Genomic DNA, 25,269 nt, shown 5'->3' on the forward strand with positions numbered 1-25,269 from the left:
CCTGGAAATGAGGTGTATGTCTGCAGAACTCTCAAATGTTTCCAGCTACTCAGCGCTAACAGAATTGCACCAGCTCCCCTTCGGAGCCGCCGCTGGCGTTGTTGCAAATCGGCGTAGCCGAGACAGGGATGTCGAGGCTCGAAGGTCGAGCAAGGATGCGAGTCCTGAGTGTAGCCAATTTGCTTCATAAGCCAGTGGGGATTTCGGCTACGTCGGGGTGTCCTTGGGGATGCAAGGGGCTTTGGACAAGCAAAGCCCCTTGCCCGGTGTGGTGTGGAACACCACGACTTTGGGCCGCTGGCACAGCGGCTATCATGGCTTTAAGCCAAAACTCACCAATGAACTTGATCCTAGCGGCTAGCTAAGTTGTAGCCAATCACCTGCCGCAGGGATGGGCAGGAAGCCCGAATGCAGTGAAGAACAGGATGTTAGAGAACTGCCTTATGCACAGGCGATCCTGTGACTCGCTGCAAGCACTTCAGATGTTTCAAGCTACTCAGTGCTAACAGAATTGCACCAATCCCTCTCGATGTCGCCGACAGCCGTTGGTGCAAATAACGTGGCTAAGGGCGAATACACCTATGAGCACGAGCCCCAGATGGATTTGAGTGCCAAATCCGCGCGGTCGAAATGAAAACCAAGAGAGTCCTCTTGGTCTAGGGGCAAATCGAGGGGCAATGCGCCGCGACTTACTAGTCTCAATCGCGGGCTAGTCAATCGCCGGCTCGTCTCAGTCGCGAGTCGCTATACAGTATCTGTTACGGCCGGCGGCCTTGGCGCGATAAAGTGCACGGTCGGCCTGTTCAAACAGTTGATCCTGATTTACTCCGGCGCTCCAGGCGGCTATGCCTATGCTGCAGGCGATGCCGTGGCGGTGAAACAGGGTTTCGTTGGCGAGCATTTCGAGCAGGCGCTCGCTCATGCGCACCGCCGACTCCAGATTGCCTTCCACCAATACCACAAACTCGTCGCCACCTATGCGAAAAGCCTGGTCGGCATTGCGGATGCCACACTTAAGCAGCTTGCCGAACTGAGTCAGCACTCTGTCACCAAACTTGTGGCCGAGACTGTCGTTGAGCTGCTTGAAATTATCCAGATCAAGCACCACCAGAGATATCGGGCTGTGAGCCCGTCCGGCTCTGGCGAGCGAGGTACGGATACACTGACCGAAATAGTGGCGGTTGCCAAGCTCGGTCAGGGAATCAAACATCGCCTGCTCCGACATCTGCGAATAGGCGATGGCGTTGAACAGCGGCTGTGACAGCAGGGCTTCTATCTGTTCAAGCTCTGCCTGCTCCACCGGGCTCAACACCCTTTGCAACCGGTAGCGCAGCTTGGCGGTGCCCAGTTTACTGACCAGTTCTCTGCTCACCGTACTTTGAGAAGTACGCCCCCAGTGAAATTGATGTCCTTTCAGTCGCAGCTGTACTCCCTGTACCGGCAAATATTGTTGCAGCAGTTTGCCATAGCAGGCAAATACTGTCCGGGGATCGAGACTCGCATGCAACCGCTGAACCGCCTGCAGCAGATCCATCTTGGGACGGATAGCCTGAGGTTGATCAGACAGATACTGATAGTCTTCAGGGTAAAACTCTGTTGCCAGACCAAAGTCCATCATAAATACTCCAATAAGGCAGAACCTTTCACGACTGTTACAACGCAAAATGCGTGCCTGATAGGCTTTTGTCTGATTTGTATATAGATCTCATTGAGTTAAGCTTAGGAGTGTTACAGACAATGTTCATGTGACAAGTATTTGACGCCGACAAAATAATGAATTGAACCTTAGAGAGCAGGGGAGTGCGCATGGAACATGGATTCTTTATCCAGATCCTCTTGATGCTGGTTATTGCCATAGCGGCGATAGCCTTGCTCAGGCGTATAGGCTTGCCCGCTATTCTGGCCTACCTGCTGACGGGGGTTATCAGCGGTCCTTCCGGATTCAATTGGTTTTCGCAGCACCAGATGCAGTCGGTGGCCGAACTTGGGGTGGTGCTACTCATGTTTACCCTGGGACTGGAGTTTTCTGTACCCAGGCTCTGGGCCATGCGCCGCACTGTATTTGGCCTCGGCAGTGCTCAGGTGGTATTGACCACCTTGCTGGCCATGGGGGCCGGATTACTCTTTATCAGCGACGTGACTCAGGCGCTGGTGATAGGTTCAGTGACAGCCTTGTCTTCCACCGCCATAGTGCTGAAACTGCTCAACGACAAGGGCTGGCTCAAGCGCCGCCATGGCGAACTGTCGGTCAGTGTGTTGCTGTTCCAGGACCTGGCCGTGGTGCCCTTGCTTATTCTGCTGCCTTTGCTTGCCGATGGCAGCGAGCCTTTGACTGCCCTGCAGCTTGGGGCAGCTCTGGGGAAAGGGATCCTGGCCTTTATTGTGCTGATGGCTTTTGGTAAGTGGGCTCTGCCCAAATTGTTTGATGAAGTTGCCCGCTCCCGCTCCAACGAGCTGTTTGTGTTATCGACTCTGGTGGTGGCGCTCTTGACCGGCGCCTTTACCCAGTGGCTGGGGTTGTCCATGGCATTGGGGGCCTTTATGGCCGGGATGCTTCTGGGGGAGAGCCAGTACCGGCGCCAGTTGGAGGCGGATATTCGCCCGTTTCGGGATCTCTTGATGGGGCTGTTCTTTATCTCCATAGGTATGTTGCTCGACTTCAGTCTGGTGCTGGCCTATTGGTGGCAAATTTTACTGTTGCTGTTGGCGGTGATTATCGGCAAGACGGCGATAGTCTTTGCCCTGCTGAGGCTGGCTAAAGAGCCTTTCAGGGTGGCCATGTCCACCGGCCTCAGCTTGGCACAGGTGGGGGAGTTTTCATTCGTGGTGCTGGCCCTGGCGGTGAGTTATCACTTGTTGGCCCCCAGTGTCAGTAACACTTTGGTGATGGTTGCCGTACTGTCCATGGCACTGGCGCCGGCATTGGTGCGTCATAGCATAGACATAGCCAGGCTGCTGCAGGGCCTTAAACCCAGGCCGGAACCGGCAGAAAACCTGCCGCCTTTGGATCCCCAGCAAGATCTGGTTCTGCTGCTGGGTTATGGCCGGGTTGGGCAGACCATAGGGCGGTTTCTCAAGGCCGAAGCTATCCCTTTTATTGCCCTCGACCGGGATCCCTCCCGGGTTGCCGAGGCACGCCGGGCCGGAGAGCCTGTGTATTTCGGCGATGCTTGTAAACGCAGTTTGCTCAAACAAGCCAATGTGCGCCACGCCAAGAGTATAGTGCTGACCTTTTGCGAGCAGCCGCAGTTGGAAGAGGCCTTGGTACTGTGTCGGCAACTGGCGCCCGAGGCGCGGATTATGGTGCGAACCCGGGATGACAGCGAGCTTGAGCAACTGGAGCAGGCCGGTGCCAGTCAGGTTATTCCGGAAACTCTGGAAGGCAGCTTAATGCTGGTATCTCAGGTGTTGTATCAGTCAGGGGTACCCTTGTCGCGGATCCTCAAACGGCTGGAGTCGGAGCGGCGCAATCATTATCAGTATCTGCACGGTTTCTTTTCCGGTGAGGAAGCCGACTTCTCTCTCGAATTACTACATGCAGTGGCTTTGCCAAGAGGCGCCAGTGCCGTGGGGAAATTCAGTGCCGAGATCCCCTGGCAACAGCTCAGGGTGGAACTGAGAGCAGTGCGCCGCGGCGGCAGGGAGTACGAGCCGCCGGATGAAGATTGGCAGTTCCGCGCCGGTGATACCTTGCTTATTCGCGGCAAGCCCAGAAGGGTGGAGAAGGCCGAAGTTATTTTGCTTCAAGGCTGATTGCCCGGCCGCTGGCGTTGGTTTTATTTGCACGTTAAATGGGGTACTCTGCGACCTTTGTGGAGCTGAATGCCGGGAAGGACTGCTTGGCTGCATATGTTGCAGCGACTTTTCCAGAATAAGCGCAAACCCGAGTGACCTACAAGGAGTTGGCAACCGTGACCCATGACAGTAATGATGGCCTCGATATCTCGTTCGAGGAACTGTTTGAGATTTTGACTTCTACCCAGCAGCTGCTGTTTTGCCGTGATGGCGATGTGCCGCTGATCCTGCCGGTGAATATCGATGGCAATGAAGAGGCCAGTCATTGTTATGCCTACCTTCCCATGATGGATGAGCAGGAGGCGAGCCGGGTGCTTGCAGAGAATCTTAAACAACCGGCGGATTACTATCTCAAACCCATGCATTGGCAACGGCTTATTCTGACCGCTCATTTCAATGAGGTGCTGTTGCTGGAGCTGGCAGGCAAACTCGTGCTGCCGGTGGAAGATCAGCAAGCCTACCTGAGCTATATGGCGGGGCGCCTCAATGGTGAAGACTGCGTGCTGCGGGTCAACAATGTGGAAATCAGCCCTTGGCTCACCGGAGAGGCCGACGCCTGGGAGCTGGTGGAAGCACTGTTTGCCCGTTACGCCTCACTCAAGGGGATCTGGCTGGCCGACTGTCTGTGGCAACAGCCCGATGGCAAACCCGGTAAGCTGGTAGTTCTCGACGCCGAGCTGGCCAGCTACGAGATGTCGGCCGCCTTGCAGGATCAGGCCAAGGCGCTGGGCTATAAGCTTGTCCAACTGAGAGATTTGACCCTGGATTATCAGTTGGATGCGCTGACCATACTGCCGCCGCTGGTGAGCCGAAGTGAAACGGGGGAAGTGCGTCTCTATGTCGGTGACCCAAACCAGCCCTTTATTCAGTTTCAGCGCCACCACATAGTGCAAACCACAGTCGACAATCCGGAGAGCGATTCCCATGGTTTACAGCAGGGGGCTGAGAACATAGCAGTGACCGCCAATGAGCGGGAGCAAGGCTCCACACCAACCTTTGCCGTGACTCTGGTATCAGTGTTGCTGGTGGTGGCCCTACTCATCTTTTTCGCCTGACTCATGCTCAACTGATATCGAAAAAGGCTTTCAATTCATCAATCTGGCACATGGCATCCTGATATCCCAAATCTATCAGGGCGCCTGTGTAGGCGTTCTCAAACAGCAGATAAGACACAATACTGGTGTCCGACTGGCTGTCTATGCCAATCAAAGCCAGCAGTCGACGAATGGCGAAGGGCATCTCCTGATAGTAACGCTTGGCCAGCTCACTGAGATCTTCACTGGGTTTAATCACCAAGGTATCAATCGGCCTCAAATCCAACTGTTGGCGACTCTGTTCCGGCACCAGCGCCAGAGTGCTGTTGATGCGCCTGAGCCGCTCCAGATCTGAATTCAGGGTATCGGAAAAGATGGTATCCAGCAGATGACCGGCAATGGTGGCCGTCTTCGGATGATAATCCAGTTCAAGGGGCGTGTTCTTGTGTGGGCTGTCCAGGTTGATCACCATGATCCGCTTGGCGCCCAGATGTATCGGGCTGGACAGCGGCGCCAATTGATGCACCGAGCCATCGCCATAGTAAGACTGGGACAGCTTAATTGAGGGGAACACCAAAGGAATGGCGGAGCTGGCCATCAGGTGCTCTGTGTGCAGCCGGGTGCGCTCGCCGCTGCGTCTTGCCCTTTGCCAGTTCTCCAGCTCCTTGTGGGCCTGAAAGAAGGTCACGGAGCGCGAGCTGTTGTAGCAGGAGGTGTCAATGCTCAGTGCCATCAGGGAGCCGCCGCGGATGTTGCGATCGATTCGCTCGAAGTTAATCAGCTCATTGAGCAGTTGCCGCAAGGGTTCATTGTCCAGCAAACTGCCGGCGTCGGTATTGACCAGATCTCCCTGCATGCCACGAAGGGCCATCTTGGCCAGATGTGCCAGCACGCCGGTATTGGAGGCGCGGTAGACTTTCTCAGTGTGGATATTACGCCAGATCCATTCCAGCTTTCTCAGCCCAAGGTGAAAACAGGATGCATGGGTGGCGATGGCGGTACCATTGATGGCTCCGGCCGAAGTGCCGCAAACAATCTTGAATGGAATGGCGTGATTGCGGGGATAAAACTGCACCAATGCCTTGAGCACCCCAACCTGATAGGCCGCTCTGGCACCACCGCCCCCCAACACCAAAGCCCTGCTTTCCGGCACAGCGCCTCCTTTGCTAAAGCCCAGAACCATAAGAGAATGCCAAGATATAGTATTGTCGCCACTGCTTGGCTAGTTCAGTTTAACTCTAGCTGGCTTTCCTGTGGTCGGAGAAGCAAAAAACCGCCCTGAGGCGTAATGCCGTTCACTTAGTGTGAACGGCATTTTTCTTAGGCTTAATGGGATACTTGTTTTTACTCATTTTTAACGCACGTGGATAGGCTCTATCCCGTTTCCCATCAAGCTTGAACTGCCTCGCATTACGCACTATGTCCAAGACCTCTCTCGGAACATTCCCAGGCATTTGAGATGACAGCTGAGTCAGTTTAAAAATGATATAACTCGATGCATCTCTAAAGCTTAATTGGTTCGGATGTAACGACGGTAAGCTCTTAGCCATCAACACCATCTTGTATCTGATGAGGTTATAGGCCAACAGTACTCCCCACAATTCTTGGATAACCAGCTCTGGCAATTGACTGCGTAACGTAAAGCGACTCTCCAGAAGATGCTGCTTCATCTCCCGATAGCCCACTTCTATCTCCCATCGATGGGCATATAAATCCGCTATCTCTGCCCCCGGATAACGCAATGGGTCCGTTAATGAGGTCAAAATGGAAACCGACTTACCTTTTATCGTCTTTGTCAGTAAGCGAGCTTCAATATTGTCAGGTAGCATAGGCCACTTCTTTCTGGCTTGAGGCGTGGTGGCTAACTGCACCAGTTGGTCGTGTTTTCCTAAAGAGCGTACCACTTCATATTGCGTCCCTTTCTTCAACGGCAGCAGCCAGTGGCTGTTCGGTTGAGCCTGTTGCCAGGCGTGCAAAAGTCCCAACGAATAAAAGCCTCTGTCAAACAGCGTCAGGCTGTTATTAGGTATGCTTGATATCAGTTCAGCGGCTAAACTCATTTCACTGACAGCAACAGAATCAAAGGCACTGTTCAATACCAAGTGGCTACTTAACTCCATCATGCAAACCATGCGAATTTGAGGATAGGCAGCATCACCAGAAGCGTTGGCGGTTTTGGCGAACACCTGATTGTTTTGCTCACTATCAGGTGTTCGCCATACGATACCATCGACACCGTAGAGGTTGAGCCCACACCAATGCGGATGTTCTGCTCTTTCATGCCAGGTCTTGGCACTTCGCTTAAACACATCCTGAACAACGTCAGAGCCCAGCCGCTTGCGCGCTTGCGTGACAGCACTGCGCGCAACGTAATCCACCTCTTGCGGTAAGACGATATCAAGCTTATTGATGAGTGAGCGGACGGACTCGCCTCTGAACAGAGCCATACCAATCACCGCCCAAATCATGGCATCCATAGGTAACTTACGTCGCCTTAAACTGGCAACACCATGTGAATCAAGGCACGACTGAATTAAATCGGGCTCAAGTACATCGGCCAGACAGGTGAATTCGGTAAGACGGTTGATATGAGTACGCGCCAAAGCTTCTGAAAGTTGCATAAAAAAATCCGATGACATGGGGTCATCGGATTTTGATCCTTTCAGTGAGATCGTCAAGCGATCTGTCTTAACTGATCGGCATTACCCTGAGGCGGTTTTTTTTAATGATAGCGGATGCTTATCTTATGCGAGCCGGTTTTGGATCTGCTCGAGAATACCACTGGCATCCAGCTTGAGCTCAGTCAGTATCTCTTCCGGTGAGCCGTGCTTGATAAATTCATCCGGCAGGCCAATTTGCAACACAGGCTTGCAGATCCCCTGGCTGGCCAGATACTCGAGCACGCCACTGCCGGCGCCGCCCATGATGGCGTTTTCTTCCACTGTTACCAGCAAGTCGTGATTGGCGGCCAGTTCCCTGATCAAATCTTCATCCAAGGGTTTGACAAAGCGCATATCGGCGACTGTGGCATCCAGGGTTTCGGCGGCTTCCAGGCTGGCAGCCAGGGTAGTGCCGAAGTTGAGAATGGCAATCTGTTTGCCCTGACGTCTGACAAGGCCTTTACCTATCGCCATCGCCGTCATCTCTTCAACCTGCTCGGCGCCGGTCGCACTGCCGCGAGGGTAGCGCACTGCGCTTGGGCCCTTATCGTAGCAGTAGCCGGTGTAAAGCATCTGCCGACATTCGTTTTCATCGGATGGTGCCATTATCACCATGTTGGGTACGCAGCGCAGATAGCTGAGATCGAAGGCCCCCTGATGGGTTGGGCCATCGGCGCCCACAATGCCGCCACGGTCAATGGCAAACAGCACCGGCAGGCGCTGCAGTGCCACATCGTGGATCAACTGATCATAGCCGCGCTGCAGGAAGGTGGAGTAAATGGCCACTACCGGCTTATAGCCTTCACAGGCAAAGCCCGCGCCCAGAGTCACAGCATGTTGCTCGGCGATGGCGGCATCGAAGTATTGCTCGGGGAATTTCTGGGAGAACTCCACCATGCCGGAGCCTTCACGCATGGCCGGGGTGATCCCCAGTACCTTGTCATCCTTGGCGGCGATGTCGCACAGCCATTTGCCGAACACCTGGGAAAAACTGGGTTTTCCCGGCTTGGTGGCCGGCTTGCAAAACAGTGAAGGGTCAAACTTGGGCACCGCATGCCAGCCTATGGGATCTTTCTCTGCCGGCTCATAACCTTTGCCTTTCTTGGTCATGATATGCAGTACCTGTGGCCCCTTGAGGCTGCGCATGTTGCGCAGGGTTTCCACCAGGGCATCCACATCGTGGCCATCGATAGGGCCTATGTAGTTGAATCCCAGCTCTTCAAACAGGGTTCCCGGAACCACCATGCCTTTCAGGTGTTCCTCGGTGCGGCGCGCCATCTCTTTGATGACGGGCATGCCCTTGAGTACCTTCTTGCCGCCTTCACGTATTGTGGTGTAGAAGCGGCCGGACATCAGCTGTGCCAGGTGGTTGTTGAGGGCGCCGACGTTTTCCGAGATAGACATCTCGTTGTCGTTGAGCACCATCAGCATGTCTTTGTGCAGATCGCCGGCGTGGTTCATGGCTTCAAACACCATGCCGCCTGTCATGGCGCCATCGCCTATGACGGCTACCACTTTACGGCCGGCTTGCTCTTTATCGGCGGCGACAGCCATTGCCAGCGCGGCCGAAATCGAGGTGCCCGAGTGACCAACACTGAAGGTGTCGTACTCACTCTCTTCCCGCCAGGGGAAAGGGTGCAGGCCGCCTTTTTGGCGTATGGTAGGCATGCGATCGCGACGACCGGTAAGAATCTTATGCGGGTAGGCCTGATGACCCACATCCCAGACCAGGCGGTCAAACGGGGTGTTGTAGACATAATGCAGCGCCACGGTCAGCTCTACAGTGCCTAACCCTGAAGCAAAGTGACCGCTCGACATGCCCACAGATTTTAATAAAAACTCCCTGAGCTCGTCGGCCAGCTGAGGAAGCAGGCTTTGTGGAAGCTGACGCAGCTCTTCCGGGGTATTGGCCTGTGCCAGCACAGGAAACTGAGTGATATCCAGACTCATAACGAGATACTTTGTCTCTTTTTATACTCTTCGCTCAACGATATAGCGGGCGAATTCGGCAATTAACTGGCTATTGTATGGCAATTTGGCCAGCGCTGATAGTGCATCTTCCAGCAGTTTTTGGGCTGTGGCCTTGGCGCCCTCCAGTCCCAACAGTTTAGGATAGGTACTCTTGTTGGCGTCGAGATCCGACCCCTGGGGCTTACCCAGCTCTTCTGTACTGCCGGTGATATCGAGAATGTCATCCTGTACCTGGAATGCCAGACCTATGGCATCGGCGTATTCCAGCAGTGCCTGCCTTTCATTATCATCGACATCGGCGGCAATTACCGCAAACTCGACGGCGCAGCGGATAAGGGCACCTGTCTTCAATCTGTGCAGGGCGGTGAGCTGCGCAAGGGAGATCTCTTTGTCTGTGGCATTGAGATCCTGGGCCTGGCCGCCGCACATACCGCGGTAGCCGGAGGCTTTGGCCAGCGACTGCACCAGGCGCAGGTGTTGGCGGTCGCTGAGGCCCTCGATATCGCTGCTGATAAGTTCAAAGGCCAAGGTCTGCAAGGCATCACCGGCCAGAATGGCGGTGGCTTCGTCAAAGGCGATATGCACGGTTGGCTGACCGCGGCGCAGGGCATCGTCGTCCATGGCCGGCAGATCGTCATGGATCAGCGAGTAAGCGTGAATACATTCTATGGCGGCGGCGCAATCATCGAGGCGCTCAAGGGGAACGCCGAGCATCTCGCCCACAGAGTAAACCAGAAACGGCCGAATACGTTTACCGCCCAGCAGGGCACCATGTCGCATGGCAGCCTTGAGTTTGGGCTCGGTATCATCCAGGGTGTCCAGAATGGTGCCAATCCTTTGATTGACTCTCTGCTGGTATTGGTTAATAGCTTGGGTTAACACTCACTCACCCTCGACATCAAATGGGCTCAATGGCGCCTGGGGATCCTGGGCCAGCAGTATGGCAACTTTCTGTTGCGCCTGTTCCAGTTTAGCCTGGCTGCTGCGCACCAGACCTATGCCACGCTCGAACTGTTTGAGAGCATCGTCCAGCGATACTTCACCGCGTTCCAGCTCGGCGACTATGCGTTCCAGTTCGTTGAGAGATTCTTCAAAGCTCAGATTTTCGGGTTTTTTAGCCACATCGGTTTCCTTGGTGCACCTTGGTTGCCGGCCCATTCCTGCGACCTGATTGTCACGGTGCAAAGGTATAAGGGGAGGGGATTGGCAGCAGGTGTCTTGGCGTTATGTTCAGCGTGACACAAGGTATATCAGGGCGCGATAAGGGTCAAATTGAAGCGCCCGTTATTTGCTCAACAGCACGCTTTGTCGCTGATTTTTTTTGGAGAAAATTAAAATCTTCCTAAACTTGCCTAAGCCCTGTCCGATAACTCAAAATAGAAACTGTTGAAAATTATCATATTCATCTCCTGCGAATAGCCAAGATCCTATATCACCCTTTGAGGCGGATCGGCTTGTATGGGATAGAGATCCCGGCCACACTGTGTCGGGTCTGCTTTAGAGGTGAGGAGCCACTGTGGATTTAGCAACCCTGATAGGACTGGTAGGTGCTTTTGCTTTTATTATCATGGCAATGGTCAGCAGTGGCGGCATTGCAATCTTTATTGATGTACCTTCGGTATTGATTGTGATGGTAGGTTCGCTATTTGTGGTGATGATGAAATTCAACCTCAAGCAGTTTTTGGGGGCGGTCAAGATTGCCGCCAAGGCGTTTATGTTCAAACTGGACAAACCCGAAGAGTTGATTGAACAGTCGGTCACCATGGCCGACGCCGCCCGTAAAGGGGGCTTCCTGGCGCTGGAAGAGGCGCAAATTTCCAACAGTTTTATGCAAAAAGCGGTCGACATGCTGGTGGACGGCCACGACGGCGATGTGGTGCGTGAAGCACTGGAGAAGGATATTCAGCTGACCGAAGAGCGCCACAAGGCGGGGATCAGTATCTTCAAGGCGCTGGGTGATGTGGCGCCGGCTATGGGTATGATAGGTACCCTGATTGGTCTGGTGGCCATGTTGTCCAACATGGATGACCCTAAATCCATCGGCCCGGCAATGGCGGTGGCCTTGCTGACCACCTTGTACGGTGCGGTTATTGCCAACATGGTGGCGATTCCGATTGCCGATAAGCTGGCGCTGCGGATGAACGAAGAGATGCTCAACCGCAATCTGATTATGGACGCTGTACTGGCTATTCAGGATGGCCAGAACCCCAGAGTGATTGAGGGCTTCCTCAAAAATTACCTGTCTGAGAAACAGCGCAAAATAGATACAACGGACGGAGAGTAACACTATGGCCAAGCCCAAGTGTGATTGTCCGCCACCCGGCGCACCCATGTGGCTGGCAACCTTTGCCGACCTGATGTCGCTGCTGATGTGTTTCTTCGTGTTGCTGCTGGCCTTCTCCGAAATGGATGTCATGAAGTTCAAACAGATAGCCGGCTCGATGAAATACGCCTTCGGGGTGCAGAACAAGGTTGAAGTGAAAGATATTCCCAAAGGCACCTCAGTGATTGCGCTGGAGTTCCGCCCCGGACGCCCGGATCCCACCCCGATTGAAATAATCAACCAGCAAACCAACGAGATGACCCAACAGATCCTCGAGTATCAGGAAGGGGATGACGACAGTGCCGGTGGCGTGCAGCAGCAAAGGGGCGAGCAGCGTGGCGGCGAGGCTTCGGCCACGGCGCAGGAGCAGGCCGAAGACAAGAAGACCCAGGAACAGCAGGCGGCTCAGGATCAGATTAACGAGCAGGTCAAGAAGATGGCCGAGGCGCTCAACAAAGAGATAGTGGACGGCGCTATTGAAATCGAGTCTCTGGGGCAGCAGATTATCATCCGTATTCGGGAGAAGGGCGCCTTTGCCTCAGGTTCGGGGTTCCTGCAACCCAGGTTCAAACCTGTGGTGCAGGCGGTTGGCGAGCTACTCAAAGATGTACCCGGGATAATCACAGTCTCCGGCCACACGGATGACATGCAGATAAGCAATGAGCTGTACAGCTCCAACTGGGACCTGTCCAGCCAGCGGGCGGTGGCAGTGGCCCACGAATTGGTCAAGGTGCCCGGCTTTGATGCCAGCAGAATGAAAGTGGTGGGCATGGCTTCCACTGCGCCTTTGGTGGCCAACGACTCGCCGGAGAATCGCGCCCGTAACCGCAGGGTGGAAATCTCCATTGAGCAGGGCAAGGCCAAAGAGTCTGATGAGATTGAAGTCGATCCCAATCTTTGATGGCGCAGTATCATCAGAATCAGAGCAGCCTGAAAACGGCTGCTTTTTTTATGCTTCTGCAATCCGGGCACGGCTTTGGAGTGGCAAATCTCTGTGCCAGCTAGCGGGTCTTTGTTATAATCCCACGATTGCTGTTTGAAATTTTTTTCCTCGGGATCCCCATGAAGTTTATCGTAAAGCTGTATCCAGAAATCATGATGAAGAGCAAACCGGTAAGAATGCGTTTTACCAAGATGCTCGAGTCCAATATCCGCAATGTACTCAAAAAAGTGGATGAAGACGCTGCCGTTACCCGCCAGTGGGATCGGATTATGGTGCAGGTTCCCAAAGACAAACCCCAGCTAAAACAAGTTTTTGCCGAGCGTCTGGCTTGTATTCCCGGGATTTCTACCATCAGCCAGGTCAATGAATACAGCTTTGAAACCGTTGATGATATCTACCAGCATGCGCTCAAGGTGTATGCCGACGAGCTGGCGGGTAAGACCTTCTGTGTCCGCGCCAAGCGCAGCGGCAAGCACGACTTCAGTTCGCAGGATGTGGAGCGTTACGTAGGTGGTGGCCTGAACCAGTTTACCGAAGCGGCCGGTGTGCGCCTCAAAGACCCGGATATGACCATTCATCTGGAGATCAACAACGACAAACTCTACCTGGTGGAGAAGAAGATCCCCGGACTTGGTGGATTTCCGATCGCGACCCAGGAAGATGTGCTGTCCTTGATCTCCGGCGGTTTTGATTCAGGGGTGTCCAGTTTCCAATTTATCAAAAAGGGTTCCCGTACCCACTACTGCTTCTTCAACCTGGGCGGTGCCCAGCACGAAATAGGGGTCAAGCAGGTGGCGCACCATTTGTGGAAGACCTATGGCGAGTCGCATAAAGTCAAGTTTGTGACCGTTCCCTTTGAGCCCGTAGTGGCCGAAATCCTCGAGCGTATAGACAATGGCTTGATGGGCGTCATACTCAAGCGGATGATGATGCGCGCCGCCGCCAGGGTGGCGGAACGTATGGGGGTTCAGGCACTGGTCACAGGTGAGAGCCTGGGACAGGTATCCAGCCAAACCTTGACCAACCTCAATGTGATTGACCGCTGTGTCGATACCCTGATCCTCAGACCTTTGATCACCATGGACAAGCAGGACATCATCAACGAGAGCCGCAAGATAGGTACGGAAGACTTTGCCAAGTCCATGCCTGAATACTGCGGCGTGATTTCACAAAAACCCACGGTCAAGGCGGTGTTGTCCAAGGTTGAAGCCGAGGAAACCAAGTTTTCCGAAGATCTGCTGGACCGGATCATCGCCGATGCCGTGGTCATGGATATTCGGGAGATAGCAACCGACATGGATACCAAAGTAACGGAAACCGAAACCGTCGCCAGTGTCGGTCAGGGTGAAGTGGTACTGGATATCAGGGCGCCGGAAGAGGAAGAGAGCAAGCCGCTGCAACTGGAAGGTGTCGAGATAGTTCATATTCCTTTCTTCAAGCTGGCCAGCGCCTTTGCCGAGCTTGATGGCAGCAAGACCTATCTGCTCTATTGCGACCGCGGCGTTATGAGTAAACTGCAGGCGCTCTACCTTCAGGAGCAAGGGCACGGTAACGTCAAGGTTTACCGCCCCTGATAAACAAAAAGCCGCCTCTCTCGAAGCGGCTTTTTTGCTGCTGACGCTCAGCGAAATCCAATGGGGCTCAGTTAAGCTGAACCTTTGATGGACTGGCTGCCGCGTCTTCGGCCAACAGCAGTGTCGGCTGGTCCAGCGCATGGGTTCTGAGCTCTTCGCTGTTGGCGGCAATGTTACGGCTCAGCTCCTGCTCAAGCAGTTTGAAGTCTATCTGCACCGCAGGTGCTTCGACAGCAACTCTTGGCAGAGGACGAGTTTGCGCCGGTGCAGAAAGACTTTCCGCAGCCATGGCGCTGGTGCTCATGCCAAACAGCAGGAGCACAAAAGCGGATTTAAAGTTCAACATGGGATGCCTCCGGGTGAGAACGGGCACTGAGTGCCAGTGTCAGACCTTCCCTTCGACTGCTCAGAGATTGTCTGAATATTCAACTTTTCGGCGCAAAATTTAACCAAAATCGCTGGCTTTAACAAACGATAAAATGTAACAATCTGGATTAGAAAAACTAATTAAAAAATGAGAAGTGGATCACTATGTCAAAACGACTCCCTCCGCTGAATGCGGTCAAGGCGTTCGAGGCAGCAGCAAGGCATTTGAGCTTTACCCGCGCCGCCGAAGAACTGTTCGTTACCCAGGCCGCAGTGAGTCATCAGATCAAGGCGCTGGAAGACTTTCTGGGATTAAAATTATTTCGCCGAAAGAACCGCTCGCTGCTACTGACCGAAGAGGGGCAAAGCTACTTCCTCGATATCAAGGATATTTTTACCCAACTGTCGGATGCCACTGACCGGCTGCTGGCTCGTAGCGCCGTGGGTTCCTTGACCGTCAGCATGTCGCCCAGCTTTGCCATTCAGTGGCTGGTGCCGCGTCTGGCAAAATTCAGTGAGAAGAATCCCGATATCGATGTGCGGATCAAGGCGGTGGATGCCGAGTTCAGCGCCTTGTCCGACGATGTGGATGTGGCAATTTACTATGGTCAGGGTAACTGGCCCGGGCTCAGGGCCGACAAACTGCGCAACGAAGTGTTGATCCCCGTATGCTCGCCAATGCTGCTCAACGGCCCCAAGCCATTGGAAAAGCCTGCCGATCTTAAATATCATACCCTGCTGCACGATATGAGCCGTCATGATTGGCAGGCCTGGTTCCGCCAATGCGGCGTAACGGATGTCAATGTGAACCAGGGGCCGATATTCAGCCACTCATCTCTGGTACTGCAGGCCGCGGCCCATGGCCAGGGGGTTGCTCTGGGCTACAGCGTGCTCGCCCGCCCCGACATCAAGGCCGGGCGTTTGGTCTGTCCGTTCCAAGAGGTTCTGGTCAGCAAAGATGCCTATTATCTGGTGTGCCAGCAAAAGCATGCCGAGTTAGGTAAAATCATCGCGTTCCGCGAATGGATGCTGGATATGTTTGCTGAGGAGTCGCGTAGTGAATTGTTGCCGGGATAAGTCGGTAACACGCTTCTCTGCATATACAGGAAGGCACTACAAATAAGTGAAAGCTTGCAGTTTATAGGGAACTTTGATGGAACTGGCTTACATAAACGAAAACACGGAAGAGAGTGATGCCATGTTTAGTTGCTCTGATAACAGAGAGCACCTGTACGAAGACATGGACTACATTCCAGTGAGCGCATTGAGTGCGGTTATTTGGGAGGACGAAGACAGTTATTCAGAAGCAGTTTTCGATATCACAAACTCAGGGGATTTAAGCGTTACCAAACCTATAGCAGACGTTTTTATGAGCTTTGACCCATATGGCGTCGCTTTTTTGCCCAATAGATTACAGTGCATGGATGGTCTGTCGACTCAGCAGCGATATATTATCGCGATAAATAACGAGTTGGATGTATTGGATGAAGACAAGTCAGTTATAAAAAACGTTATCAGGCATTATGATCCCAAAAAGCACGGCTACGATGTGCCATTGGAAGAGCAGAAGCCTTTTCATTCAATCATAGTTAGTAAATTGTATCTTGACCGAGAAAAGCTCGAGTCTTATCCCATGAACCGCAGACACATTTTCAGGGTTAAAGGTACCAATAACTTTTTCTTTTCTTCAGAAGTATATGATGAGCTCTATAATATCGCTCTACAGGGGTTAGCTTGTGGACTGACCGCTTTTAAGTTTGATGTCGATGATGAAGCACCAAGGAGATAATAGTAAGTGAAAGATGAATACTCGATACTCACTAAACAAAATATGGATACTTTCCCATTCCAACAAACACCTGCACCAGTAGGTGCTGCAGCACCGGATCTGTTATTGGAAATGACCTTTTCTCCAAAGCTGTTCATTATTGGTGATATAGCATCCAAACTGGAGCCATTGGTGCAGCATGGTGTTGAATGGCTGGATGCTCGTGTTGACAATTCGCCAAGTCAACCTTCGGATGAACAACTCGAGGTATATGACAACTATCGAATGCCTTATATCCAGCAGACGTACAGATTGACGGATAAAGAAAAGCAATTTGGTAAGTTGAATTGGTTAGATACTGACTCGACAGAGTTCGATTTTTCTAAGCTGGAAAATATTCCTGTGGAACAAAGGTTAATATTTAAACTGGAAGAGGACTTTGGCTTGGTGTTTATTCATAAAAGTGTGATTGATTTGTTGAAAAAACATGTAAAAACGGTATGGATAAGAGATATATAATTACCGCTTGGTCGTTTTTTAACGCTATTTTTTAATAAATTTATTTGTCAGGGAAGTACGGCATTTAATATTGTGGTTTATTCGAAACCAAGCATGAAAATTATTGTATCTTCGAACAGGGCTGATGATGAATTTGAATACTAACTGGCTGCTGGATAAAGGTAAGGACAGTGACACTCTGGTGTTGTTCGCCCATGGCGCCGGTGCCGATATGCACAGCGACTTTATGGCAGATTATACCGCGCTGTTGACCGCCAGCGGCCCGAGCGTGCTGAGGTTTAACTTTCCTTACATGGTCAAGCGCGGCGAGGATGGCAAGCGGCGCCCGCCGGACCGGGCACCTGCGCTGTTGCAGTCCTTCGAGCAGACCTTGGCAGCAGCGGTTGCCGAGTTTGCGCCCAAGCGACTATTTTTGATGGGCAAATCCATGGGCGGGCGGATGGCGGCCATGCTGGCGGCCAATGATAAACTGGCGATGACCCTCAGCGGCGTTATCTGTCTTGGTTATCCGTTTTTGCCGCCGAAGAAAACCGAGCCCAGACTTGAGCCCTTGTGGGAGTGTGCCTCGCCTCTGCTTATTTTGCAGGGCGAGCGCGACAGCTTCGGCAAGCGCGAGCAGTTGGCCTCCTGGGCGCTGCCCGAGCAGGCCAAAGTACGCTTTATTATCGACGGAGATCATAGTTTTGTGCCGCGCAAGTCGTCCGGAACGGATCTTAAGGCTAACCTGCAGGATGCAGTGAAAGAATCACTTTTATTTATCGGGAGTTAGTTATGCGTAAGGGGTTATTGTTACTGGCGGCCATCAGTGGTTTCTTTGCCGTTGCTCTGGGAGCTTTTGGCGCCCATGGACTCAAGACCATTGCACCTGCCGAGTTGATCGCCATATTCAACCTGGGGGTGGAATATCAGTTCTATCACACCTTTGGTTTGATAACCCTGGCCTTTGCCGGTCACTGGTTCAAGTCGCGTCTGATTGACTGGGCGGCGGGGCTGTTTATCGCCGGGATCTTTATGTTCTCCGGCTCGCTGTATCTGTATGCCCTGACAGGCACCAAGTGGTTGGGCATGGTAACCCCTCTCGGCGGCAGCTGCTTCCTGGTGGGCTGGCTATTGTTGGCGGCAGCGGTATGGCGCCACCGCATGGATGAAACCGGGCTATAAGTCTGGTTGGCTAAAGCCATTATTTACTAAAGCCATTGTTTACTAAAGCCATTGTTTGCTTAAAACTGTCACCTGAAGAGATAGCCCTCTAGAGAGATAGCTATTTAAAGAGATGGCTATTTAAGTAGATAGTCCGCAGGCCTGCCCTGGTAAACACCCGCCCAAGTGGCGGGTGTTTTGTTCCCAATTGCCGAAGGGCAGGGTGAATGGGCCGATACGCGCTGCAGGCCGAGGTCAATTTAGCCTGAGCTTTCTTACAAGCCTGGCATGCTTGGCTTTTCATTCTCACCGAGTCAGGCAACTCCTGCGCACAATGCTATGGTATACTCGCGCCTTCGCCAGTTGCCGGAGGCTTTCCGGTAAGATTCACTGTTTGGAAATACCAATGAACAACCTGTTTCTGTTTTGTCGTGCCGGCTATGAAAAAGAGTGCGCGGCCGAGATCCAAAATCGGGCGGCACTGCTCAATGTCGGTGGTTTCGTCAAGGCCAATAACAACGATGCCTATGTGATCTTTCAATGTTTTGCCGAAGGGGAAGCCGACACCCTGGCACAGGAACTGGCGCTGGACTCATTGATCTTCGCCCGGCAGATGTTTGTCTGCGGCGATCTGCTCAGTGACCTGCCCCCCGAAGACAGGGTAGGGCCAATTACCGCCGCACTTGAAGATATCAGCAGGGGCGGTGAACTCAGGGTCGAAACACCGGATACCAACGAAGCCAAAGAGCTGCTCACCTTCTGCCGCAAGTTTACCGTGCCGCTGCGTCAGTCTTTGAAACAGAGCGGTACTCTGCTGGCCAAGGAAAACCCCAAGCGGCCGATAATCCATGTGTGCTTTGTGGCACCGGGCAAGGCGTTCGCCGGTTATTCCTACAGCCATAACTCGTCACCGTTTTTTATGGGGATCCCCAGGCTCAAGTTTCCCGCCGATGCGCCCAGCCGCTCGACTTTGAAACTGGATGAGGCCTTCAATCACTTTATTCCCGAGCCGCAGCGGGAAGAGCGTTTGCGCAGCGGCCTCAACGCCGTGGATCTCGGCGCCTGTCCCGGCGGCTGGACCTATCAGTTGGTGCGCCGCGGCATGTTTGTATCGGCCGTCGACAATGGCCCCATGGATGCAGGATTGATGGAAACCGGCCAGGTAACTCACTTCCAGGCCGACGGTTTCCGTTTCGAGCCCAAGCGCAAGAACATCTATTGGCTGGTGTGTGACATGGTGGAAAAACCAGCCAGGGTGGCCGAACTGATGGAAGCCTGGGCCATCAATGGCTGGTTCAAAGAGGCTATCTTTAACCTGAAACTGCCGATGAAGAGCCGTTACAAAGAGGTAAGCACCATATTGGAAAATATGCAGGCCATTCTCAAAGAAAACGGCATCACAGAGTTTAAGCTGGCCTGTAAACACCTCTATCACGACAGGGATGAAGTGACTGTGCACCTGTGGCTGCGACCCAACTCGCCTTGGTGAGTTAAGCGGGCCTTGATGCTTTTCAGCTCAAGGCCAACTGCTGTAGCACGGCATCCGGAATATCATACTGGCCGCAAACCCACTCAAGATTGCCGTCGACAAAGCCGAGTAGTTCCCGGGTCAACATCAGGTTATAGACGGCATCGGCCACTATGCTAACGTACTCGGCTTTCTTTCTCGGTGACAGGTGATGGTGGCGCCGGTAATCCTGCAGTGCCTGTTCCAGCTTCTTGCCGGCAACGCCTAGGGAACCCGCTTGTTCCCGCATCAATTCCTGCTCTAACAAACTCTGCTGTTGCTGCTTTAGTTCACTCAGTTTTGAGGCTGACACCCGCTGCTCCTCTGGCTGCTTGTCCTGTTTTTAAGTGTGTTCCCCTGATAATGGATCAACAAGTCGATGTCGGCGAAATGTTTGCTGGCGCACAAAAATCTGCTCTCAAATGACCATGCAACTCTTACTCGGGGCGTTTACAGCCATTTAAGCTTGGCAAATGTTGAGTTGTATCACGCAACTAAAAAACTTTTAAGGTGTAATCTGCCGCGGTTCCTGTTACTAAATAAGTTCTGTTTCTTGATATGAGTCTGCGGATAGAAGTAATGCAGTTTTCCAAGTTTGGTGACAAGTTTAACCGTTATACAGGTATCACCCAGTTAATGGATGATCTCAACGAAGGGCTACGCACTCCGGGGGCGATTATGCTGGGGGGCGGTAACCCGGCGGCCATCCCCTCTATGCTGGACTATTTTACCGAGCTTAGTGCCGATATGTTGGCCAAGGGCGAGTTGCTCGCGGCCATGACCAACTATGATGGCCCGCAGGGAAAAGATGCCTTTCTCAATGCCTTGGCCAAGCTGCTGAACGATACCTACGGTTGGTCGCTGACCAAAAACAATATCAGCCTCACCAACGGCAGCCAGAGCTCCTTTTTCGCGCTGTTTAACCTGTTTGCCGGTACTACTGCCGAGGGGCAGAAACGAAAGATTTTACTGCCGCTCGCCCCGGAGTATATCGGCTACAGTGATGCTGGTCTGGAAGATGAACTATTTCGTACCTTCAAGCCGGAAATCATCAAGCTGGATGGTGGCTTGTTCAAATACCACATCGACTTTGAAAGGCTCAAAGTCGATGCCGATATCGGCGCCATTTGTGTTTCACGGCCGACTAATCCCACAGGCAATGTGCTGACAGATGAAGAGGTGGATAAGCTGGATAAGCTGGCAAGAGCGCACGGGATCCCGCTGATCCTCGACTGCGCCTATGGCTCACCTTTCCCCAATATTCTGTTTGAAGATGTGACTCCTTTCTGGAACGACAACACTGTGTTGTGTATGAGTCTCTCCAAGTTGGGGCTGCCGGGGCTGCGCTGCGGCATAGTGATAGCCAACGAAGCCATCACCCAGGCGCTGACCAATATCAACGGTATTATTTCACTGGCACCGGGCAGCATGGGCCCGGCGATGGCGACAGAGATGATAGCCCGTGGTGATATGCTGCGGCTCGGCAATGAAGTGGTGCGGCCTTTCTATCTGCAGCGGGCGCAGCAAACCGTGGTCATGCTGCAACAGGCTCTGCCGGACCCCAGATTCAGAATTCATAAACCCGAGGGCGCGATTTTCCTCTGGCTCTGGTTTGAGGGCCTGCCCATCAGCGCCATGGAACTCTATCGACGCCTGAAAGCCAGGGGCGTATTGGTGGTGCCCGGGGAGTATTTCTTCTTCGGACTGGCCGAAGAGTGGCCACATGCCGGTGAGTGTATTCGGATGAACTATGTGCAACAACCTGAATTGATGCGTCGCGGCATTGAAATCATCGCCGAAGAAGTTAATAAGGCTTGGGCGCAGCTTGGTTGAAACCAAGGTTATTATCGCAGAGTTGCTTGCTGTGAGTTTCAGGCAACTCTGCTACGGCATATGGATCATATTTCGCTTCAGTCTCAGAGGAGTCCATCTCCTACGGCGCACTTCGCACAGGCGTATGTCTGTTGGTACGTCAAAAGTTTAAACCAAATCCACCATTACAGAATGACACCAATTCCCCCGCGCTGTCGCCAAGAGTCAGGGATGGCGAACAGGCCGTTGTGCATGAATGTACTTGCTTCACGATTAGGGCGCTGGCACAGCTGCTAACATAGCTTTTAGCTCGAAATAGCCAAATAACATAGGTTGGGCTTCCGGTTATGACTGTTTCTTATTGCCTGCCGCAGGCTTATGCACAGGCGATCCTGTGACTCGCTGCGAGTACATCCCTGTAAGCTCTGCCTCGCCATCCATGGCTCGGAAGGTCACAGTTTCGCCTGTGCCTGAAAATGAGGTGTATGTCTGCGGGCATATAGGTAGCTTCAAACAAGTTAACTCTCACAGAATTGCACCAATTCCCCCTTATGAGGGAAATCCAGCAGCGCCTATGTCGGCAGCAGCGGTGCGAGCAACCCTCGAGGGCGTTAAGCGGTCACATCCGCGCTCCTTGACTGAGGCACGCTTGAGCGAAGCGATGGATTTGCGGGGGCGGCACTACATGTTTTTGTTAATTGCTAGAACTTGTCTCCAGCAACATACTGTCCATTTACATGCAACTTCAGTTTCACGGTAAAGATGGCATGAGCAAAGACTTCTACAAGGTGCTCTACACCTTCTACTACAATCTTTTTTGCTACCAATGGCGAGTTCTTGTCCAGAGCAAAAAATGAATTATCCTTTACTACTATTTCGCCATCTACAAATAACTTTGCTCCACTAAACCAAGTGTTTTCAAACTTGATGTGTGTATTACCAATATTCGTTTCTAGAACTTTCTTTGGCACAGATATTCCCTTTTTGTGCAATTAACGCTTTGCTTTGGGACCGTAGAGAAGCGCAGCATATATAGAGGTCCCAGCCGCGTAGCGGCGATAACAGTAATTTGTTATGCGATATTTTGAGAGTAGAGATTCTCATCAAGTTCTCGCCTTAAATCTGAGCCAGATGAATTGAACAATGTTTCTATAGACTCAACGATTTCATCATTTCGCTGCTTCGTAACAGAGAACGCTTCCACTGCTTCACGCGTGACCAATGTTGCTGCTATTGGATTGCAAAGTATGGCCCAATCGGAATCAGGATACCAAAGAGCAACAAACAAGCAATTGCCGCGCTCAGGGTGATTAGCAGCGTTGACGTTACCGCCCAAGTTTTGAAGCAACCGCAGAATACTATTATTTTTTGAGTTAAAGGCGTTTTCCAGGTTCTCGAACTTGTGGTTATTTTGCCTATGGCGGCGCCAAGCATAGTTTACGTGGCAGGCGCCAAATTCAGGCCGAATATCTGCTCGATCTTGGATTAATTCCAAAAAATCAAGCCACCCATTGTAAAACAATAACTTAATCTTCTTTCTGTCTGCGTTCAAGCACCGTTAGGGGATTTGAGCACTCTGAGGCCGAAAGAGCTCCTTGAGTTGCAGAGGTTTGATGAAATCGAACCGATTTCACTTAAAAATGCGAGATTTGAGCCGTGCTAGCCCTACCCATGGTTCAGGGGATTCCAATGACTGCGGTTGATAAATAATGTGGGGTTCAGGCCGTTTGAAAGTACTGACAACTGGTTGAAAAATGTCGTCGTCGCTTCTCCAAGTGTTCGCAGTAACAGCTGAGCTCTTGCAAGGTGCCTACCGGTCCACGAAATAGTCTTCCAAATTCAGTGGTAAGCTTGAGCCAATTATCATGAGGGATATTCAACCGCGTCAGTAGCTTGGTACTAATCTCGGGGGGAATGTCAATTTGTATATGGAACCCCGGCCGCTGAGCAGCCGAGTAGAATCAAAGCGAATAGTGAAACGATAGTTAGTTTCATGCCAAAATTTCCTTTGTTTTACAATGCCATGGTCTTGCGACGGACCGGAGCGCCAGCGTAGATGTGTCCGACAACAGCCACTTGTTAGAAGTTTTGAGGACACTATTCATTTACTGCTAGATGGTAGGTTGTAAAACACCGACCTGATAACTCTGTTTTATAAACTTTAGTGGACATTTTATTCAACACCTTGTATTCGCGCCTACTTTCGAGTAAATGGAATAGTATTTCTTTATGCCCTAGCTCTTTCGCCCAGCACATTAGCTTTTTGAAAATTGGTATGCCAAACCCCCAGAATTTTTGTGAGATAACAATCGCCAATTCAAAACCATTATCATCAGGCTGAATGCCACACCAACCTGCCAATACTCCACCAATATAAACCGCCCGGATGCGACAACCATGTATGGCATCTGTATTTATTTTTTCATTCATCCACGCATGGAGGCTTGTTTCGTCAAAATACGGGTGCTCGATCAAATGTGTTCTCAGAGAATCTTGATTGACCACGTCCATGAACTCTGTATGGTTCACTTGATTAAAATGCAAAAATTCAATTTCACTCATATGCCGATACTTCTAGACATAATGATTCCCTGTGCAGGTGTCGGCCTCCGTGTTTTCTCGTGGATTAGTTAAACCAGAGCCACACTGTTTGTTGATCCAATAGGCAAACAATCACAGGAGGCCGACATGTCTAAAGCTAACACACTTTTTATCGGGTTGGACGTACACAAGGAGACCACTGACGTGGCCTGGGTTTCTGATAAGTCTGCTGAGACTGTGCATTACCATGGCACAATCCCAACCAACCTGCGTTCATTCGATAAACTCATTAAAAATCAAACAGCCAAGACCAGCAAGCTCTGTGTTATCTATGAGGCCGGTCCCTGCGGCTTCTGGCTCTATCGTCATCTGTTGCGCCGTGGCATTGAATGCTGGGTGGTAGCACCGGCACTCATCCCCAAAGCTCCGGGCGACCGGGTCAAAACCGATAAACGCGATGCCATGACATTGGCCAGGTTAGCGCGTAGCGGCGATTTGCACTCTATTTATGTTCCGGATGAGCGGGATGAAGCTATCCGCGACCTTATCCGCTGCCGGGAAGATACCATGCTCGATTTGCGCCAGGCACGGCAACGGCTGAAATCCTTTCTGCTGCGTCATGGTCATCCCTGCACAGGTCGGCAAAACTGGACCGAGGCCTATCGACGCCACCTGGCTGATATCAGCTTTCCTCAAAGTGCTACTAAAATCACCTTTCAGCATTACATTCATATCGTTACCGAGCGCTATGAGCGCTTGCAACGGCTGGAATTGGAACTGCAAAGCCTGGCCGAAAGCTGGCGTTGGTACCCACTGGTGCAACGTCTGACGGTACTGCGTGGAGTACGTTTCTTATCCGCTATGACCCTATTGGCGGAACTGGGTGACCTCAGACGCTTTGCTTCTCCGCGTTCACTGATGAACTTTGTCGGTTTGACACCCAGCGAACACTCCAGTGGTCAGCGGGAACGGCGTGGCGGCATCACTAAGTGCGGCAATAGCCACGCCAGACGCATCCTTATTGAATCGGCCTGGGCCTATCGTTTCCCCGCTAGGGTCTCGAGGGAATTGGAAAGTCGCCAACAAGAGCACTCTATCAAACTGCAAACTCGCTCATGGGAAATCCAGCTGCGCCTATGTCGACGCTTTCATGCCTTAAAAGCAAGAGGCAAAGAATACAATAAAGTCGTTACCGCTGTGGCTCGCGAACTGACAGGCTACATTTGGGATTTAGCCCAAGGTTTTGATGCCGATATGCCACAACAAGCGTACTGAATTACATTTAAAAATCACTCTGGCAGCGCCGGACGGCGGCA

The 25,269-nt window shown here is 52.2% G+C and carries 24 protein-coding genes and 1 pseudogene; 13 read left to right on the plus strand and 12 right to left on the minus strand.

The genetic code is table 11. The features are described 5' to 3' along the window. Window positions 1-730: 730 nt before the first annotated feature. On the minus strand, window positions 731-1,618 hold the full coding sequence (gene dgcS / locus ACSHSR_RS06520) for a diguanylate cyclase DgcS (protein ID WP_306440256.1): 888 nt from the start codon (window positions 1,616-1,618) through the stop codon (window positions 731-733). 188 nt (window positions 1,619-1,806) lie between these two features. On the opposite strand from dgcS, the gene ACSHSR_RS06525 reads away from it, so the two are divergent. Then, a complete protein-coding gene (locus tag ACSHSR_RS06525; protein WP_208149835.1) occupies window positions 1,807-3,753 on the plus strand; it encodes a monovalent cation:proton antiporter family protein in 1,947 nt (648 codons plus the stop codon). Window positions 3,754-3,911: 158 nt separating this feature from the next. After that, the gene (locus ACSHSR_RS06530; protein ID WP_413734019.1) at window positions 3,912-4,850 is read left to right on the plus strand and encodes a hypothetical protein; all 939 of its coding nucleotides are present in this window, start codon (window positions 3,912-3,914) and stop codon (window positions 4,848-4,850) included. Window positions 4,851-4,857: 7 nt separating this feature from the next. Here the strand turns inward: ACSHSR_RS06530 and ACSHSR_RS06535 are convergent, their stop codons facing one another. The 5 genes from ACSHSR_RS06535 to xseB all read right to left on the minus strand — a co-directional run bounded on the left by ACSHSR_RS06535 (window position 4,858) and on the right by xseB (window position 10,582). Continuing rightward, window positions 4,858-5,982, minus strand: coding sequence for a patatin-like phospholipase family protein (locus tag ACSHSR_RS06535; protein WP_025012018.1), 1,125 nt, complete (start codon window positions 5,980-5,982; stop codon window positions 4,858-4,860). Between the two features lie 142 nt (window positions 5,983-6,124). Further along, on the minus strand, window positions 6,125-7,450 hold the full coding sequence (locus ACSHSR_RS06540; protein WP_208191067.1) for an IS4 family transposase: 1,326 nt from the start codon (window positions 7,448-7,450) through the stop codon (window positions 6,125-6,127). Between the two features lie 123 nt (window positions 7,451-7,573). Beyond that, a complete protein-coding gene (gene dxs, locus ACSHSR_RS06545) occupies window positions 7,574-9,439 on the minus strand; it encodes a 1-deoxy-D-xylulose-5-phosphate synthase (protein ID WP_144191629.1) in 1,866 nt (621 codons plus the stop codon). A 21-nt stretch (window positions 9,440-9,460) separates the two neighbouring features. Next, on the minus strand, window positions 9,461-10,342 hold the full coding sequence (gene ispA, locus ACSHSR_RS06550; protein ID WP_025012017.1) for a (2E,6E)-farnesyl diphosphate synthase: 882 nt from the start codon (window positions 10,340-10,342) through the stop codon (window positions 9,461-9,463). Beyond that, window positions 10,343-10,582 (minus strand): exodeoxyribonuclease VII small subunit, encoded by a 240-nt coding sequence (xseB, locus tag ACSHSR_RS06555; protein ID WP_025012016.1) that lies wholly within the window; start codon window positions 10,580-10,582, stop codon window positions 10,343-10,345. Window positions 10,583-10,976: 394 nt separating this feature from the next. On the opposite strand from xseB, the gene pomA reads away from it, so the two are divergent. From pomA to thiI, 3 genes are all read left to right on the plus strand, one after another. Beyond that, complete coding sequence (pomA, locus tag ACSHSR_RS06560) at window positions 10,977-11,744, plus strand: flagellar motor protein PomA (RefSeq protein ID WP_025012015.1); 768 nt, start codon at window positions 10,977-10,979, stop codon at window positions 11,742-11,744. A 4-nt stretch (window positions 11,745-11,748) separates the two neighbouring features. Then, the gene (locus ACSHSR_RS06565) at window positions 11,749-12,684 is read left to right on the plus strand and encodes a flagellar motor protein MotB (RefSeq protein ID WP_044734884.1); all 936 of its coding nucleotides are present in this window, start codon (window positions 11,749-11,751) and stop codon (window positions 12,682-12,684) included. Window positions 12,685-12,845: 161 nt separating this feature from the next. Next, window positions 12,846-14,300, plus strand: a complete 1,455-nt coding sequence (gene thiI, locus ACSHSR_RS06570) for a tRNA uracil 4-sulfurtransferase ThiI (RefSeq protein WP_144136009.1) — start codon at window positions 12,846-12,848, stop codon at window positions 14,298-14,300. A gap of 67 nt (window positions 14,301-14,367) precedes the next feature. On the opposite strand, the gene ACSHSR_RS06575 is transcribed toward thiI, so the two are convergent. Continuing rightward, window positions 14,368-14,646 (minus strand): hypothetical protein, encoded by a 279-nt coding sequence (locus tag ACSHSR_RS06575; RefSeq protein WP_144218282.1) that lies wholly within the window; start codon window positions 14,644-14,646, stop codon window positions 14,368-14,370. Window positions 14,647-14,831: 185 nt separating this feature from the next. Here ACSHSR_RS06575 and ACSHSR_RS06580 point away from each other — a divergent pair, with 185 nt between their 5' ends. The 6 genes from ACSHSR_RS06580 to rlmM all read left to right on the plus strand — a co-directional run bounded on the left by ACSHSR_RS06580 (window position 14,832) and on the right by rlmM (window position 19,582). After that, complete coding sequence (locus tag ACSHSR_RS06580; protein WP_025887269.1) at window positions 14,832-15,743, plus strand: transcriptional regulator GcvA; 912 nt, start codon at window positions 14,832-14,834, stop codon at window positions 15,741-15,743. Between the two features lie 76 nt (window positions 15,744-15,819). After that, entirely contained in the window at window positions 15,820-16,455 is a 636-nt protein-coding gene (locus tag ACSHSR_RS06585) for an imm11 family protein (protein WP_028781016.1), read from the plus strand. 6 nt (window positions 16,456-16,461) lie between these two features. Next, window positions 16,462-16,953: a hypothetical protein gene (locus ACSHSR_RS06590; protein WP_479631357.1), complete on the plus strand. Its 492-nt coding sequence runs from the start codon at window positions 16,462-16,464 to the stop codon at window positions 16,951-16,953. Between the two features lie 124 nt (window positions 16,954-17,077). Further along, window positions 17,078-17,722, plus strand: coding sequence for an alpha/beta family hydrolase (locus ACSHSR_RS06595; RefSeq protein ID WP_479631358.1), 645 nt, complete (start codon window positions 17,078-17,080; stop codon window positions 17,720-17,722). A gap of 2 nt (window positions 17,723-17,724) precedes the next feature. Further along, complete coding sequence (locus tag ACSHSR_RS06600; RefSeq protein ID WP_025887273.1) at window positions 17,725-18,114, plus strand: DUF423 domain-containing protein; 390 nt, start codon at window positions 17,725-17,727, stop codon at window positions 18,112-18,114. Window positions 18,115-18,499: 385 nt separating this feature from the next. Next, entirely contained in the window at window positions 18,500-19,582 is a 1,083-nt protein-coding gene (gene rlmM / locus ACSHSR_RS06605; protein ID WP_479631359.1) for a 23S rRNA (cytidine(2498)-2'-O)-methyltransferase RlmM, read from the plus strand. A gap of 22 nt (window positions 19,583-19,604) precedes the next feature. Here rlmM and ACSHSR_RS06610 read toward each other — a convergent pair whose 3' ends face one another. Continuing rightward, on the minus strand, window positions 19,605-19,913 hold the full coding sequence (locus ACSHSR_RS06610; RefSeq protein WP_096142761.1) for a hypothetical protein: 309 nt from the start codon (window positions 19,911-19,913) through the stop codon (window positions 19,605-19,607). Window positions 19,914-20,179: 266 nt separating this feature from the next. On the opposite strand from ACSHSR_RS06610, the gene ACSHSR_RS06615 reads away from it, so the two are divergent. Then, entirely contained in the window at window positions 20,180-21,433 is a 1,254-nt protein-coding gene (locus tag ACSHSR_RS06615) for a valine--pyruvate transaminase (RefSeq protein WP_479631360.1), read from the plus strand. 680 nt (window positions 21,434-22,113) lie between these two features. Here ACSHSR_RS06615 and ACSHSR_RS06620 read toward each other — a convergent pair. The 4 genes and pseudogenes from ACSHSR_RS06620 to ACSHSR_RS06635 all read right to left on the minus strand — a co-directional run bounded on the left by ACSHSR_RS06620 (window position 22,114) and on the right by ACSHSR_RS06635 (window position 23,974). Continuing rightward, window positions 22,114-22,383 (minus strand): hypothetical protein, encoded by a 270-nt coding sequence (locus ACSHSR_RS06620; protein ID WP_208169902.1) that lies wholly within the window; start codon window positions 22,381-22,383, stop codon window positions 22,114-22,116. Window positions 22,384-22,484: 101 nt separating this feature from the next. Then, window positions 22,485-22,907, minus strand: a complete 423-nt coding sequence (locus tag ACSHSR_RS06625; protein ID WP_432513932.1) for a hypothetical protein — start codon at window positions 22,905-22,907, stop codon at window positions 22,485-22,487. 223 nt (window positions 22,908-23,130) lie between these two features. Continuing rightward, window positions 23,131-23,319 (minus strand): annotated as a pseudogene (locus ACSHSR_RS06630) (transposase); the annotation flags it as partial. Between the two features lie 190 nt (window positions 23,320-23,509). Next, window positions 23,510-23,974, minus strand: coding sequence for an N-acetyltransferase (locus tag ACSHSR_RS06635; RefSeq protein WP_123116682.1), 465 nt, complete (start codon window positions 23,972-23,974; stop codon window positions 23,510-23,512). Window positions 23,975-24,100: 126 nt separating this feature from the next. Here ACSHSR_RS06635 and ACSHSR_RS06640 point away from each other — a divergent pair, with 126 nt between their 5' ends. Further along, window positions 24,101-25,228 carry an IS110 family RNA-guided transposase gene (locus tag ACSHSR_RS06640; RefSeq protein ID WP_479631361.1) on the plus strand — a complete coding sequence of 376 codons (1,128 nt, stop codon included), beginning with the start codon at window positions 24,101-24,103 and terminating at the stop codon, window positions 25,226-25,228. Window positions 25,229-25,269 lie beyond the last annotated feature (41 nt).

This window comes from Shewanella sp. VK101 (assembly GCF_056497865.1).

Excerpts from the sequence above, each read along its gene's own strand:
- ACSHSR_RS06575 (WP_144218282.1), bottom strand. The coding sequence starts at position 14,646 with ATGTTGAACTTTAAATCCGCTTTTGTGCTCCTGCTGTTTGGCATGAGC.
- rlmM (WP_479631359.1), top strand. The coding sequence starts at position 18,500 with ATGAACAACCTGTTTCTGTTTTGTCGTGCCGGCTATGAAAAAGAGTGC.
- dxs (WP_144191629.1), bottom strand. The coding sequence starts at position 9,439 with ATGAGTCTGGATATCACTCAGTTTCCTGTGCTGGCACAGGCCAATACC.
- ACSHSR_RS06600 (WP_025887273.1), top strand. The coding sequence starts at position 17,725 with ATGCGTAAGGGGTTATTGTTACTGGCGGCCATCAGTGGTTTCTTTGCC.
- ACSHSR_RS06615 (WP_479631360.1), top strand. The coding sequence starts at position 20,180 with ATGCAGTTTTCCAAGTTTGGTGACAAGTTTAACCGTTATACAGGTATC.
- thiI (WP_144136009.1), top strand. The coding sequence starts at position 12,846 with ATGAAGTTTATCGTAAAGCTGTATCCAGAAATCATGATGAAGAGCAAA.
- ACSHSR_RS06635 (WP_123116682.1), bottom strand. The coding sequence starts at position 23,974 with ATGAGTGAAATTGAATTTTTGCATTTTAATCAAGTGAACCATACAGAG.
- ACSHSR_RS06585 (WP_028781016.1), top strand. The coding sequence starts at position 15,820 with ATGGAACTGGCTTACATAAACGAAAACACGGAAGAGAGTGATGCCATG.
- ACSHSR_RS06565 (WP_044734884.1), top strand. The coding sequence starts at position 11,749 with ATGGCCAAGCCCAAGTGTGATTGTCCGCCACCCGGCGCACCCATGTGG.
- ACSHSR_RS06595 (WP_479631358.1), top strand. The coding sequence starts at position 17,078 with ATGATGAATTTGAATACTAACTGGCTGCTGGATAAAGGTAAGGACAGT.
- ACSHSR_RS06580 (WP_025887269.1), top strand. The coding sequence starts at position 14,832 with ATGTCAAAACGACTCCCTCCGCTGAATGCGGTCAAGGCGTTCGAGGCA.
- ACSHSR_RS06640 (WP_479631361.1), top strand. The coding sequence starts at position 24,101 with ATGTCTAAAGCTAACACACTTTTTATCGGGTTGGACGTACACAAGGAG.
- ACSHSR_RS06540 (WP_208191067.1), bottom strand. The coding sequence starts at position 7,450 with ATGCAACTTTCAGAAGCTTTGGCGCGTACTCATATCAACCGTCTTACC.
- ACSHSR_RS06525 (WP_208149835.1), top strand. The coding sequence starts at position 1,807 with ATGGAACATGGATTCTTTATCCAGATCCTCTTGATGCTGGTTATTGCC.
- dgcS (WP_306440256.1), bottom strand. The coding sequence starts at position 1,618 with ATGATGGACTTTGGTCTGGCAACAGAGTTTTACCCTGAAGACTATCAG.